General features: G+C 72.3%; 15 protein-coding genes. 4 read left to right on the top strand and 11 right to left on the bottom strand.

The annotated features are described in order from the left end of the window. Positions 1-5 precede the first annotated feature (5 nt). From ACK8HX_RS13180 to ACK8HX_RS13190, 3 genes are read left to right on the top strand one after another with little or no spacing between them, the layout of a single operon-like run. Positions 6-701, top strand: coding sequence for a maleylpyruvate isomerase family mycothiol-dependent enzyme (locus ACK8HX_RS13180; protein WP_411941166.1), 696 nt, complete (start codon positions 6-8; stop codon positions 699-701). Beyond that, positions 698-1363: an MBL fold metallo-hydrolase gene (locus ACK8HX_RS13185; protein WP_411941167.1), complete on the top strand. Its 666-nt coding sequence runs from the start codon at positions 698-700 to the stop codon at positions 1361-1363. The genes ACK8HX_RS13180 and ACK8HX_RS13185 overlap by 4 nt, the downstream gene beginning before the upstream one ends. After that, complete coding sequence (locus tag ACK8HX_RS13190) at positions 1360-1860, top strand: hypothetical protein (RefSeq protein ID WP_411941168.1); 501 nt, start codon at positions 1360-1362, stop codon at positions 1858-1860. Before ACK8HX_RS13185 ends, ACK8HX_RS13190 begins: the two co-directional genes overlap by 4 nt. A gap of 5 nt (positions 1861-1865) precedes the next feature. On the opposite strand, the gene ACK8HX_RS13195 is transcribed toward ACK8HX_RS13190, so the two are convergent. Next, a complete protein-coding gene (locus ACK8HX_RS13195) occupies positions 1866-2516 on the bottom strand; it encodes a hypothetical protein (protein WP_411941169.1) in 651 nt (216 codons plus the stop codon). Between the two features lie 444 nt (positions 2517-2960). Further along, positions 2961-4097, bottom strand: a complete 1137-nt coding sequence (locus ACK8HX_RS13200) for a phage major capsid protein (protein ID WP_411941170.1) — start codon at positions 4095-4097, stop codon at positions 2961-2963. A 259-nt stretch (positions 4098-4356) separates the two neighbouring features. On the opposite strand from ACK8HX_RS13200, the gene ACK8HX_RS13205 reads away from it, so the two are divergent. Beyond that, complete coding sequence (locus ACK8HX_RS13205; RefSeq protein ID WP_411941171.1) at positions 4357-4653, top strand: DF family (seleno)protein; 297 nt, start codon at positions 4357-4359, stop codon at positions 4651-4653. A gap of 279 nt (positions 4654-4932) precedes the next feature. Here ACK8HX_RS13205 and ACK8HX_RS13210 read toward each other — a convergent pair whose 3' ends face one another. From ACK8HX_RS13210 to ACK8HX_RS13250, 9 genes are all read right to left on the bottom strand, one after another. After that, on the bottom strand, positions 4933-5418 hold the full coding sequence (locus ACK8HX_RS13210) for a phage terminase small subunit P27 family (RefSeq protein ID WP_411941172.1): 486 nt from the start codon (positions 5416-5418) through the stop codon (positions 4933-4935). A gap of 121 nt (positions 5419-5539) precedes the next feature. Then, positions 5540-5800, bottom strand: coding sequence for a hypothetical protein (locus ACK8HX_RS13215; protein WP_411941173.1), 261 nt, complete (start codon positions 5798-5800; stop codon positions 5540-5542). Between the two features lie 278 nt (positions 5801-6078). Beyond that, positions 6079-7422: an AAA family ATPase gene (locus ACK8HX_RS13220; RefSeq protein ID WP_411941174.1), complete on the bottom strand. Its 1344-nt coding sequence runs from the start codon at positions 7420-7422 to the stop codon at positions 6079-6081. Next, positions 7419-7703: a hypothetical protein gene (locus ACK8HX_RS13225; protein ID WP_411941175.1), complete on the bottom strand. Its 285-nt coding sequence runs from the start codon at positions 7701-7703 to the stop codon at positions 7419-7421. The genes ACK8HX_RS13220 and ACK8HX_RS13225 overlap by 4 nt, the downstream gene beginning before the upstream one ends. Further along, entirely contained in the window at positions 7700-7840 is a 141-nt protein-coding gene (locus ACK8HX_RS13230; protein WP_411941176.1) for a hypothetical protein, read from the bottom strand. The genes ACK8HX_RS13225 and ACK8HX_RS13230 overlap by 4 nt, the downstream gene beginning before the upstream one ends. A gap of 134 nt (positions 7841-7974) precedes the next feature. Beyond that, complete coding sequence (locus ACK8HX_RS13235) at positions 7975-8214, bottom strand: hypothetical protein (protein WP_411941177.1); 240 nt, start codon at positions 8212-8214, stop codon at positions 7975-7977. Between the two features lie 244 nt (positions 8215-8458). Next, on the bottom strand, positions 8459-9961 hold the full coding sequence (locus ACK8HX_RS13240) for a recombinase family protein (protein ID WP_411941178.1): 1503 nt from the start codon (positions 9959-9961) through the stop codon (positions 8459-8461). Between the two features lie 222 nt (positions 9962-10183). Then, positions 10184-11383: an NAD(P)-binding domain-containing protein gene (locus ACK8HX_RS13245; protein WP_411941179.1), complete on the bottom strand. Its 1200-nt coding sequence runs from the start codon at positions 11381-11383 to the stop codon at positions 10184-10186. An 89-nt stretch (positions 11384-11472) separates the two neighbouring features. Further along, positions 11473-12252 carry a GNAT family N-acetyltransferase gene (locus tag ACK8HX_RS13250; RefSeq protein ID WP_411941180.1) on the bottom strand — a complete coding sequence of 260 codons (780 nt, stop codon included), beginning with the start codon at positions 12250-12252 and terminating at the stop codon, positions 11473-11475. Positions 12253-12374 lie beyond the last annotated feature (122 nt).

The raw sequence follows: 12374 nt of genomic DNA on the forward strand, positions 1-12374 counted from the left end.
CCTGCATGGACCCCCGCTCCCCCGCCATCCTCGACCTCGTCGTCTCCCACACCGACCGCCTGCTCGCCACCGCACGCGAGCTCGACGACCCCGCGGCGCCGTCGCTGTGCGAGGGGTGGAGCCGCGGGCACGTCCTCAGCCACGTGGCCCGCAACGCCGACGGTCTCGTGCGCCTCGTCCGCTCGGCGGTCGAGCGCACCGGGGAGACGATGTACGACAGCCGCGAGAAGCGCAACGCCGACATCGACGCGGGCGCCGACCGCCCCGCCGACGAGCTGGCCGCCGATGTCGAGGCCTCCGCGGCCGCGCTCGCCGCCGAGCTGCCGCGCCTCGGCCCCGAGCACGCCGACCACCCCCTCGAGCGGACACCGGGCGACATCCGCGGCACCGGCTCCGAGATCCCCCTCATGCGCCTGCGCGAGCTGACCTGGCACCACGTCGACCTCGACGCGGGCTTCGGCTTCAGCGACCTCGAGCCCGAGCTCGTCGCCCTCTTCGTCGAGGAGGAGGTCGAGCGGGTCCGGGCGGCCGACGACGCCCCCGACGTCACGATCCGGTCCACCGAGGGCGACGAGTGGACCATCGGCCTCGGCACCGCCCAGGTGTCCGGTGACCGCGCCGCCCTCCTCGGCTGGCTGGCCCGCGGGCTCACCGACGGCGTGACCGGCGACCCGCTCCCCCGCCTCCCGGCCGGGCGATGAGCACGGTGGGGTACACCGGGCGGGTGACCCCCGGGGGGCCGACCGACGTCCGCGGGCTGCGGCGGGCGACGATCCGCAAGATGGCGGTGTCGGAGATGAGCAACAACGTCTACCTCGTGACGTGCACGGCCACGGGCGAGCAGCTCCTCGTCGACGCCGCCGACGACCCCGAGCGCTGCCTCGCCCTCGTCGCCGAGGGTTCCGGCCGGCTCGACCACCTCGTGACGACCCACCAGCACTGGGACCACCACCGCGCCCTCGCGGCCGTGGCCGCCGCCACCGGGGCCACGACCTACGCCGGGGCCGACGACGCCGACGGGCTGCCCGTCCCCCCGGACGTGCGCCTGCACCACGGTGACGTCGTCACGGTGGGTGAGCTCGAGCTCGACGTCATCCACCTGCGCGGGCACACGCCCGGCTCGGTCGCCCTGTCCTGGGCCGACCCCGACGGCACCACGCACCTGTTCACCGGCGACGCCCTCTTCCCCGGGGGTCCAGGGCGGGCAATAGGTCCGGATCACACGACGCTGATGGACGACCTAGAGGAGCGGGTCTTCGGGGTGCTGCCAGACGATACGTGGTTCTACCCGGGACACGGCGACGACTCGACGCTCGGGGCGGAGCGGCCCTCCCTCGCCGAGTGGCGGGAGCGCGGCTGGTGACGCCCCTCCCCCGAGGACGCCGGCCCGACGACCGGGGGGCCTACCGCTACTTCGCCGCCCTAGAGCGGTTCGACCTCACCCGCAACCCGGCGACGGGCCTGCGCGAGGAACGGCTCCCGGACGAGCTCGGGGCCATCCACGCGATGCGCCTCCGGGAGACGCCGGACACTCGACGGGAGGCCTACTTCGAGGCCCGCGGCCCGTTCGCCCTCTGCGGCACGCACGTCAAGGTCCGCCTACCAGTCACCTTCCGCGGCGAGGAGGACGAGGCCTGCCCGGGCTGCGCGAAGAGGGTCGCCGAGGGTGCGACCCGGGCCCCTCAGGCGGAGGGGTACTACGCCTGCGAGGCGGTCGTCCTACCGGACCTCCCGGGCTTCTCCGGGGCCGTGTCCTGCTTCCTGCCCGACCGCCACGACGGCCCGCACCGGACCCGCGAGGGCGGGACGTGGACGTCCGGGCCGGAGGACTTCACGCCGACGGGGAACTACTCGACCTAGGCCGCCTACTGGCGGTTCCAGGTCCCGCAGCCTTGGCTGGTGAACACGACGGCCGCCCTCGTCACCTTCGCGACGACTCGTGGCGCGGCGAGTACGAAGTTGTTGGCGAGGATCTCGCCCTCATCGTCCCGCGTCTCCCAGTAGCAGTCCTCGACGTCCTTGACGACCCACGTGCCCCGCTTCATCTCGTTCGGGACCTTGTAGGTGTCATTGCCGACCCGGGTGCCGTTCTCCTCGGCCTCGATGGCTTGCCCGGTCGCGGCGATGCCCTTCCTCCACTTCGCGGCCTGAGGGTGCTTCGGGCAGAGGGTGAGGTAGGCGCGTAGCTCTAGGACTTGGGCCCGGCTGTACTCAGACTCCGTGGCGTAGTAGTCGGCGGGGTCGTTCGCCCCGCAGCCCTCGTAGATGGAGTAGACGTTCCCTGCGTCGCCACTGCTGTAGTCGGCCACTCGGGCAGCGGCCGCGACTGCCTTCTGCAGGGGCGTGGTTACCGGCACGCTCTCGACTACTTCCCCCGTCATCCCGGCGTCGCAGTTCAGCTTCCGGGCCCAGAGCTCGCGGAAGTCCGGGGATCCGTCGGCAGCTACGCGAACCGAGTGGACGGTGAAGTCAACGCCCGTGTCGAGGTTGCCGCACACGAGGTCGACGCTGCCCAACGTCGAGGGTGTCGGGGTTGGTGTAGCTGTAGGCGACGCCGAGGGCGAGGCGCTCGTCAGCGAGGGGGTCGGCGACGCCGAGGCGGCCGGCGAGGGAGATGCCGGGGCCGGATCCGCGTCGGAGGCGCAGGAGCTCAGAAGCAATGAGCCAGCCACGAGGGCGATGCTCACCACTGAGTGCTTGACCTGCATAGATTCCCCTTCCCCTCTGGGTGCATCGTGGCACGAGCCCTCCCGCGTCCGCAGGCGAACCGCGGGAGGGTCACGGATGCCGCCCCCGATTCGCGTCAGGGGCGGCATCCGGTTGGCGCTGGGCGGCTGTAGGAGTGCCGGCCCATCGGTTCCCGCAGGAGCGTGACAGCGCGGGAGGCCGTTTACGCCTCGCCGTCGACGAGCGGGCCGGGCCCTCTACCTCGGCCCGCCCGCCGAACGGACAGTTGCGGGTCAGGCGGCGGTCATGTCGATCACGACGACGCCGGCGGGGCGGAGCGTCCCGGCGGCGAAGCGGCCCTCCGCGCGGCAGCGGACCTGGTTCTTGCCGAAGTCGTCGCCGATGAGGCCCCACTTGACCTCGACCACGCCGTCCGTGAAGAGGTTCACGCTGTCCCGGGCGACGACGTAACCGACGCCGACGGGGACGGCCGTCGAGAGGCCGACGGGGACGCCCCAGAGCTGGCGGCGAACTCGGTCGATCGGCGCACCCGCGTTCTCCATGACGAAGCCACCCGACCCGCCGCTGAGGCGCATCGTCTCGATGCTCATCCAGTCCGTGGGGTTCAGGACGAACGCACCGCCCTCCATGCCGAGCGTCTCGACCTTCCCCAGGGCCCGGCGGGCGGTCTCGACGGCATCGACCGTCCACGCCTGCGTCTGCACGCCGGATGCGTTTGCGAAGCCGAGGAGGTTCTCCCCGACGCCGCTACCGCCGATCAGCTGGGCGATCACGGCGTCCTGCAGGCCGCCGACCATCTCGTCCCGGACGAACTGGTCGAGGGCCGTCGAGTCCTTCAGCCAGTACTCGGGGATCGGCTCGGAAAGGTGCGCGATCACGCGGAGCCGGTCCTCGACGCGCTCCAGCGTGAAGATCGACGTCGGCTTCAGAGCTCCGACTGCGACCGGGGCCGCGTTGTTCGTCCGGACCGTCTGCCGGAGGTAGGAGAAGTTCTCCGCGACCTCCCGGGCGGGGATCGCGTCCATCAGCGAGGTCGCCGGCCGGCCCATCACCGCGGTGATATCCGTCGCCTCCGTCGCCACGGCCTGCGAGCCGGCGGCGATCAGTGACTTGACGTTGCGGGACTCCCCGCCGTCCGGGCCGTGCAGGATCCGGTCCGCGACCCCCTTGAACGAGAGGGCCCCGATGCTCCGGCCCTCGCCGCCGTCCGGGGAGTCGAAGGCCGCGAAGAGCTTCGCGTCCGCGTCGGCCTGCTCGATCTTCGAGGAGAGGGCCTGCACGTCCGCGTTCTTCTGGGCGAGGGTCGCCCGCTCGCTCGTGGTCAGGTCGCGGCCCGCGGCCTGCGCCTTCCCGATGATGTCCTGCGCGGCCTTGATCGCCGCCGCGCGCTGCTCTCGAAGAGTTGCCATGATCGTTCTGCTCGCTTCTCCGCCCCGACCGGGGCGGCATCGAATGGAAGTCGGAGCCTGCTGGGGGAGACGGACCGGGACGGCTGGCCTCCGCGCGCTGCTGGCATCTTCGGCGCTTCGCGTGCGGTGGATCCGCTCGGCTCCTCGGCTCCTTGGCCCTAACGGGCTCCTCGGGACCTTGGCTCTGCGGCCGCTAGCGGCGCTTCCTCGATGCCTCCAGTTGACCATGCGGGTCCGACAGGAGGCGCATGATGGCTGCATGGAGGTACGCCTGCTGTATTTCGAGGGTTGCCCGCACTGGACGGTTGCTGATGAGCGCCTTCGGGCCGCGATGGCCCAGATAGGCGACACCTCCTTGGTCCACCACGTCCTGATCGAGACGCCAGAGGACGCGGCGGCCAACGGCTTCGTCGGATCCCCCACTATTCAGGTCGACGGCCGAGACCCCTTCGCGCGCGGAGACGAACAGGTCGGACTTACCTGTCGGCTCTACTCGACGCCCGAGGGGCTCGCCGGCTCGCCAACGGTTGCTCAGTTGATCGAGGTCCTGTCATGAAGCGACTCGCAACGATCCTGGTCGGTGCCTTCCTCGCCGCGGCAGCGGTGGGCCTTGTGCGCGAGCGGTTAGGGTTCATCGCCTGCGGTTGCGCCGAAGACTGCTGGTGCCACAAGCCGGGGCTGAGTCTCTTCCGATGGGTGTTCCCGCGGGGCCACAAGAGCGCGTGGGCGGGTCGTCCCAAGCCGACAATCTGAAGACGTCACATCACCCCCGTGCGGACCGACTCCTCCGCTCCTCGCACGATGAGGGGACCCAGCCAGACAAGGCTCCCCCGCCTTAGTGGTCCCGCGGCGGAGCCGCAAACGGGTTGCCCTCCCCGACGACGCCCGGCTCGGCGATCTTCATCCGATACCGCGCCGACGGCGACAACCCGAGCTCGTTACTCCACTGCCGGACCTGCGTCGAAGCGTCCCGCCACATCGCCCACGCCGGGGACCGGACCGGGCGCTTCCCCTCGTCGGAGTTCGAGCGGCCGTCGACGAGGACCCCATGCTCACGCAGGGCGGCCGCAGCGGCGGCTGCCATCTCGACGGCGGAGCAGTACGCGGCGACGGCTCGCCGGTCCGCCTCACGGAACCGGGTCGGGTCGTTCGCGAACGTGGTCCGCAAGTGCTCCCACGACTCGCGACCGACGCCTTCGAGGTCGCCCGGGACGACCCACCAGTCGAGGCCGTTCCCGCCGAGGGTCGCGTCGACGACGAGACGCTCCGGGTCGAGCACGCGCAGCGGTGAATCGTTGAGGAGCTTCAGCTTCGGGCCCATGACGGGGCCTCCTTCCGGGTTACCGAGAATAGGTCGGGCAGCAGGCATGTACGGACGGCTACCGGCGCGAGGCTTCGGCTGCTGCTGCTTCGCGATCGGAACGCCCCATCCCGTCGCGGGGTCACACCTGGTCCCGCTGATCGTCGAGGAGGAGGGCTCGGAGGCCGTCGGCGGGGGGTGTCCCCTCGGGTGCGGCGGTTTCGGCGAGGAGGGCGGCGGTATGGGTGATCGCGAAGAGAAGGCCGGCGGTCCCGGCTGGGTCTCGGTTCGCTTCGTCGAGGACGTAGGCGACCGCGAGCTCGTCGCCGTCGAGCCACGCGATCAGGAGTCGTGCGCCGCGCTGGGTGTCTACGGGGCGGAGGGTCGGGGTGGTCTTCGGCATGGCGGGTCGTTCTCCTTCGGTCATGCTCTACGGGCCGTAGAGCGTGCGGGGGTTGGGTGGGGACGGTCGGGCGCGGGTAGCGGGCTCCGCACGTGGAGAGGCCTGCTCCCGCTGACCGTCGGGGGGCTTCGGGCTGCTCGGTCGCCAGCGGGGTCGGCGGGCCGGGTTTGCAGGCACCCTCCGGCGGAGCTCCTCGTGCGCGGAGATCGTGTAGGCGACCGATAGGTCAAGGACGGCGAGGAGGCTGAGGACGAGGAGGAACGCGAGGACGGCAGTGGTCACGAGGCCGCCCTCCGCTCTGAGAGCCCCCGGCACTCCATGCAGACCGAGGGGATGAGGCCTGCTCCGTGCTTCGAGCAACGGCGGGAGACGGTCGTACCTTCGGGGTCCTCCTCGGGAGCGTGCGACCGTCTCCTGTCTCTATAGACGGGAGACAGGGAGACGGTCGTCTCACCGTCTCCGGGCGACGGTGGGGAGACGGTGGGGAGACGGTCGTCTAGGGGTGGTTCGTAGGTGTCGGAGAGCGGGTCCTGCCGTGCCCGGTAGGCCCGGATGGAGCGGTGGAGGTGGCTGTTCCGCGGGCCGTCCTCGCGGGAGATCCAGCCCTCGACGACGAGGACCTCGCAGGCGTTGCGGACGTCCTTCTCCTTGCCGCGGATCCCGCCGGTGATCGTCCGGAACGTCGCGGGTGTCGTCGAGCTCTCGACGAGCCGCGAGACCTTCTCCATCAGCGTGGTCGGGCGGAAGAGGCTACCCCCGCCGTCCTGCTCCTCGGAGGACCCGGTAGGCGGCTGCACGGTGAGCGTGAGCACCGGCCCGGTGGAGTCGACGAGGACCCGCGCGACCTCCTGCGTGCGGTCGTGGCGCATCGGGCCGCCGTGGGCGCGGACGTAGCCGGGTCGGTCCTTCGCTACGCGCAGGGCGATCTCCCCGAGGAGCCCACGGCCGAGCGGTCGCTTGACCTCGACCGTGTAGGCGGCACCCGTCAGGCCTGCGAGCTTCGCCTGCCCGCCGATAGCGAACCTGCCTCGGCTCTCCCCGTCCTTGGTCACGTGGTCGACGAGGGCGACGGCGGCTCCCGTGCGCGCTGCGAGGCTCCGCGGGATCAGCCGCATCCACGCGGCGATGTCGTCGTTGGACTGCTGCGAGTAGCCGAAGAGGCCGAGGGCATCGGTCACGCCGTCGATCACCGCGAAGGTGGTAGGTCGGGCGAGGTGGTCCTCCCACGCGGCCCGGTCCCAGAGAGCTCCGTGCCCAGTCTCGGGGTGGACGTAGTGGAACCGCTGACGGATCCCGGCGGCCTCCGCACCGAAGAGGAGGAGGCGGGCGACTACGGAGGCCCCGTCGCTCTCGTGGTCGAGGTAGAGCACGGTGCCGCCATCGAGGAGGACCTGCGCGGCGAGCCATTGCATCGCGAGGGACTTACCGCTCTCGGGCTCCCCGTGGAAGGAGTGGATCAGGCCGGGGTACAGCAGCGAGATCCCGTCCGTGCGGGTGAAGAGAGTCGGCTCGGGGACGACCAGGGTGCCGTCGAGGACTGGCCCAAGGTCCTGCTCGTCCCACGAGGAAACGATGGGCTCGCCGGCCTCGCCGTAGCGGGCTGCGTCGTCGCTGTCGTTCATGCCACGTCTCCTCGACGGTTGGCCCACCACTCCTCGCGGCGTGCGGCGGCTGCCCGGTCTGCTTCGTGGTCGCGTTCGGGGATCGAGGCCATAGCGCGGACGACGCGCACGGCTCGTCGGTGTAGGGCTGCGGCGTGCTGATCGGCCGCCTCCCACCCCTTCTCGTGCCCGGCGAGGTAGCCGGACAGGTAGGCGGCGTCCCAGACGTCCCGCTCGCGCGGGGTGAGGGCGAGGAGGTCAAGGGCCCGGCCGGCGCGGTCCGGCCCGACGGCGGCGGTCACGACGACCACTCCTCGGACCCGTCGCGAGGGACGGGCGTCCACTCGCGGATCTCGGTGGAGAAGATGCTCGCGGGCCCGCGTCCTCGCGAGTCGAGGTCGCCGGCGGCCCGCTGGGCGGCGGGGAGGGTGAACCTCACGACCGTGACGGTCTCTCGGCCTCCGCGGACGGGGCGGGTCCCGCGCACCACGTAGATGACGGTGGCCCTCGGTAGAATCGCCGTAGTCGTCGTGGAAGAGGACTCGGGAGCCGCCTTCGGGCGGCTTCTGTCATTCATGCCGACCTGCTCGCCGGCGGCTTGCTGCCGCGCAGGATCCGGGCGAGCTCGGCCCGCTGGGCGCCCGTGAGGGGCGGGGCCTCGTCGACGACTCGCTTGACGTAGTCCGCGAGGTTCGCGAGCTTGACCTCCCGTTCGAGCTCCGTGTGGTCCTCGTCGGGGCGGTATCGCCGGGCTGCGCCTAGCTTCCCGTTAAGGACGAAGGCCGGGTTCTTGCAGTCATCGGGCCGCGGCATGGTGCCTCCTCGTGTGCCTGCCCGGCCTTTGTTTCGGCTTGGTCCCTCTGGACCTGTCTACGGCCTCGACTCTATGGAGGCGGGCCGACGGGGTGAGCGACGCGCGGCGAGCCCGAACCGTTGCGAGAGAGGCACTTTCGCGATCCGCGCCGGTCGAGGGCGCACGATTCGAGCGTGAAAACTAGTGTGACTCGTGGGGGTGAGCGTCTTCAGTACGCGCGTAGAGGTCCACTCGCCTGATTCCTCAGACGGCGGCCCTCCCCCACGCGAACCTCACCGATGCCGGGTCGAAGCCGGGCCCCCGCCGAGCCCGGTCGATGACCACCCGGACGCGGAGGACCTCTAGGACGGCCCGCTGTTGCGTGACGCTCATCCGGTCCCACGCCGCCTCCGCGGCCGGCCCGACGAGCTCGGTGAGCACCGCTAGGTCCCGAGAGCCGATCGCCCGGTCCCGCTCGGCCGTAGCGGCCTCGATCTCCGGGCGGAGCTCGGCCGTGATCGCCTCTAGGGTTCCCTGCGTGATCGCCCCCCGAGCGAACATCACGCCGGCCGCCGAGAGTCGCGCCTGGTACTCCCGGACCCGCTCGTCAGCTGCCCTCGCGGCGTCCTCGTCGCCCATCAGCCAGTCGAGGGCGTCGGGGCGGGAGAGCCGCTCTAGGACGACGGCCCGGACGAGCTCGTCGACTCGCTGCTGGTTCCGGCCGACGCACTCCTTCGACTCGCAGAGGTAGAGCACCTGCGTCGTGTGCGTCGCGTGTCGCCGGCCCTTCCGGACGACCCGGAGCCTTCCGCCGCAGACCCCGCACTCCCCGACCCCCCAGGTGAGTAGGTGACGGCGGGCTCCGGGTCGGGCGACGCCGTTCGTCCGGCGCTCGGGAGCGGTGAGGATCTTCCGGGCGGCCTCCCACGCCGGCTTCTCGACGAGGGCGGGCCACGTTCCGTCGACGACGCGCTCGTCCGGGGCCCCCTTATGGTGGACGCGGAGGCCAACGTTCGAGTGCCGGATCGCGAGCTTCTTGACGGAGGTCTTCCCCCAGAGGCCCGAGGGTTCGCGGCGGCCCTTCGAGAGCCGGCGGGCCCGCTCCTCCTCGTCGAGGCGGGCCCACATCGCGGCCTCCGGGGAGGGGATCTCCCGGTCGTTAAGGTCCGCGGTGACCGCCTTGAGGGCCTCCCTGTTCGCGAGCCGCTCGACGACCTCGCGGACGACGGCCGCCTCGACCGGCTCGACCTGCCACCGGCCGTCGACCTTGACCCACCCGTAGCCGAGGCCGCCGTTCGGTTCGCCCGCGCGGGCTCGACGTTCGGCCGCCGCGGTCACGCGCTCGGACTTGATCTCGGACTCCATCGTGTCCTGCTCGCCCATGATCCCGGCCATCCCGCGGCCCTGCGCGGTCGAGAGGTCGAGGTCAAGGCCCTGCACGCTAGTGACGCTCACCCGTTGCCGGCCGAAGAGGCCGATCGCCGCGGCCCGCTCCTCCCGGTTACGCCAGAGCCGGGAGGACTGCCAGACGACCACCCGGTCGACGGCCCCGTCCCGCACGAGGTCGAGGACGCGCTCGTAGCCGGGCCGGACCTTCCCGGCCAGCGCCGAGATGTCGTTGTCCGAGACCTCCTCGACGACGACGAGGCCGCGGAGCTCGGCGAGGGTCCGGCAGTTCCGGAGTTGGTCCTCGACGCCGAGCCGCTTCCCGCTCGTGTCCTCGCTGATCCGCGCGTAGATGACGGCCCGGTCGCTCTTGTCGTTCATATTCCCACTTTAGCCCCTCCCCTCTTCCCCGGTGGGGTCGGCAACACCAGGCGCCCCGAGCAGGACTTCGACGCGCTGTACCGCGACGTCACCGAGCGGATCTTCGCCACGCACGACGACGCCACGTGGTTCTACCCCGGCCACGGCGACGACTCGACCCTCGGCGCCGAGCGCCCGCACCTCGAGGAGTGGCGCGCCCGGGGCTGGTGACCCGCGGCGTCCTCAGCCGCGCAGCCGGACGATGGTGCGCACGACCGCCTGCGCGTCGTCGCCCACGCCCCACAGCAGGGACGAGCGGCGGTTGCGCAGGAAGTGCACGCCGCAGAAGAACAGCCCGGGCACCGCGGTCGACAGGTCGTCGTGGGTCAAGGGGAAGCCGGCGGCGTCGAAGACGGGGAACCGCACCCAGCGGGCGTGGTCCGGCCGGAAGCCGCTCGTGACGAGGACGGCGGCGAGGTCGGCCAGGCGCAGGCTGCGCGGCGGGTCGGCGACGAACCGGGCGGGCACCGGGACCGTGGGCGCCTCCGGCCCGAGCCGGTCGTGGAGGAGGCGGCCCATGTCCGCGAGCCGGGCGTCGCCGAAGGCCACCGAGTCGGCGAGGTCGTCCGCGAAGGTCACGACGCCGTCGGCCACCCCGGCGACGTGACCGGTGAGGCCGACGCCGAGGTCCTGCAGGACGCGGTAGTGCAGGTCGTGGCCGCCCCCGGCGCCGGTGGCCTGCACGTTGCCCCACAGCCGGGCTGCGGGCGTGGGCAGGGCGGAGAGTGGCTGGTCGAAGAAGCCGGCCCGCTCGAGCCACGTGACGACGTCGACGCCCTCCAGCCGGCGCGGTGCCCACGGCGCCCGCCCGCAGGCCAGCACGACATCGCGTCCGGCGAGGTGCAGCTCCTCGGCGAGCTGGACACCCGACTGACCGGACCCGACGACGAGGACCCGTCCCTCCGGGAGGTCGTCCGGACGGCGGTAGCCGGTGACGTCGAGGACGGGCGGACCGTGCGTCAGGGCGGCGAGGACGTCGGGGTGGTGCGGGCGCGGGAAGGCCCCCGTGCAGACCACCACCGTGTCCGCGGCGAGCTCTCCCTCGCTCGTCACGAGCCGCAGCCGGCTCGTGGTGCCGCGGGCCAGCGCGACGACGTCGACGCCCTCGCGGACCGTCCCGGCGTGCTGCTGGGCGTAGGCCTCGAGGTGGGCGACGAGCGCGTCACGGCCGACGTGGCCCTCCGGGTCCGGTCCGTCGTACGGGCTGCCCGGCAGGCGCATCGTCCAGTTGGGGGTCACGAGCGTGAAGGAGTCCCACCGGGTCCGCCACGAGTGGGCGACCCTCTCCCGCTCGAGCACGACGTGGTCGATCCCGGCCTGACCGAGCTCCCGGCTCACGGCCAGCCCGGCCGGGCCCGCTCCGACGACCACCGTTCCCGCCATGGCGCGTCTCCTGCCTCCACCCACGACGGTCGTCCTCGGGGCGCGTCCGCGCAATGGCCCGGTCGAGCCCTCCGCGGCACCCGACCGGGTCACGCCCCGGGGTAGTGGCCCCGCCAGGTCTCGGCGGTGCGGAACCCCATCCGCTCGTACACGGGGTAGCCCATGGCGCTCGCCTGGAGGTAGGCGGTGTGCGCGCCCGCCGCGACACCGGCCGCCACGGTCTGCGCCGTCACGGCACGGCCGTACCCGCGGCGACGGTGCGCCTCCGGCGTCGCGATGTTGAAGACCCCGACGTGGCCGGCGCGGACGGCGCCGAACCCCACGGTGACCGCCGCTGCGTCGACCCGGCCGATCCACCCGGTGTTGCCCGGGATCCGCAGCACCTCGGCCGCCATGAGCGGCCCCAGGACCTCGACCGGTCCGCCGAACCCGTCAGCGAAGACGAGCTGTCCGGTCGCCACGTCCTGTGGGTCGTCGGGGTCGATCGGCTCGATGACGGGCGTGGCCGGCACCGTGACCGATGCGGGGTCCTCGTGGAGCATCAGGGGCTCCCGGTCGACGTCGGTGAGCCCGTGCCGGGCCGCCAGGTCCCCCACCCAGTCGGGCGCGGTCGGTCGCGCGAGGATGCAGCGTGGGGTCCCCGCGTCGGCGAGGTCGGCCAGCCACGCCGCTGCCCGCTGCTCGTCGGCCGACGGTCCGAGGACGCACAGCCCGTTGAACCGTGGCGCCCGGAGCCCGGTCGAGTACCGGACGAGGTCGCGGCCGTCCTCCCACCGCCCGTGCGGGATGACGGAGAACAGCTCGCGCATCGACCCCATGTAGGCGTCGACGGCGGCCTCGGTGCGCGCCTGCGTGGTGTCGATGGTCACGGCGCTCCGCCTCCGTCCGTCGTCGCCGCAGGTCGGACGGTGTGACGCTAGCGGCGACCGGCCCTGCCCGCCATGGCCCGACCGGGCCACCTCCCCTGGTTCGGCCCGGCCGCGGACCCGGC

Origin of the sequence: Oryzobacter faecalis (genome assembly GCF_046764005.1) — a bacterium.
Classification (GTDB): Bacteria; Actinomycetota; Actinomycetes; order Actinomycetales; family Dermatophilaceae; genus Oryzobacter; species Oryzobacter faecalis.

Excerpts from the sequence above, each read along its gene's own strand:
- ACK8HX_RS13180 (WP_411941166.1), top strand. The coding sequence starts at position 6 with ATGGACCCCCGCTCCCCCGCCATCCTCGACCTCGTCGTCTCCCACACC.
- ACK8HX_RS13185 (WP_411941167.1), top strand. The coding sequence starts at position 698 with ATGAGCACGGTGGGGTACACCGGGCGGGTGACCCCCGGGGGGCCGACC.
- ACK8HX_RS13200 (WP_411941170.1), bottom strand. The coding sequence starts at position 4,097 with ATGGCAACTCTTCGAGAGCAGCGCGCGGCGGCGATCAAGGCCGCGCAG.
- ACK8HX_RS13205 (WP_411941171.1), top strand. The coding sequence starts at position 4,357 with ATGGAGGTACGCCTGCTGTATTTCGAGGGTTGCCCGCACTGGACGGTT.
- ACK8HX_RS13210 (WP_411941172.1), bottom strand. The coding sequence starts at position 5,418 with ATGGGCCCGAAGCTGAAGCTCCTCAACGATTCACCGCTGCGCGTGCTC.
- ACK8HX_RS13215 (WP_411941173.1), bottom strand. The coding sequence starts at position 5,800 with ATGCCGAAGACCACCCCGACCCTCCGCCCCGTAGACACCCAGCGCGGC.
- ACK8HX_RS13220 (WP_411941174.1), bottom strand. The coding sequence starts at position 7,422 with ATGAACGACAGCGACGACGCAGCCCGCTACGGCGAGGCCGGCGAGCCC.
- ACK8HX_RS13235 (WP_411941177.1), bottom strand. The coding sequence starts at position 8,214 with ATGCCGCGGCCCGATGACTGCAAGAACCCGGCCTTCGTCCTTAACGGG.
- ACK8HX_RS13240 (WP_411941178.1), bottom strand. The coding sequence starts at position 9,961 with ATGAACGACAAGAGCGACCGGGCCGTCATCTACGCGCGGATCAGCGAG.
- ACK8HX_RS13245 (WP_411941179.1), bottom strand. The coding sequence starts at position 11,383 with ATGGCGGGAACGGTGGTCGTCGGAGCGGGCCCGGCCGGGCTGGCCGTG.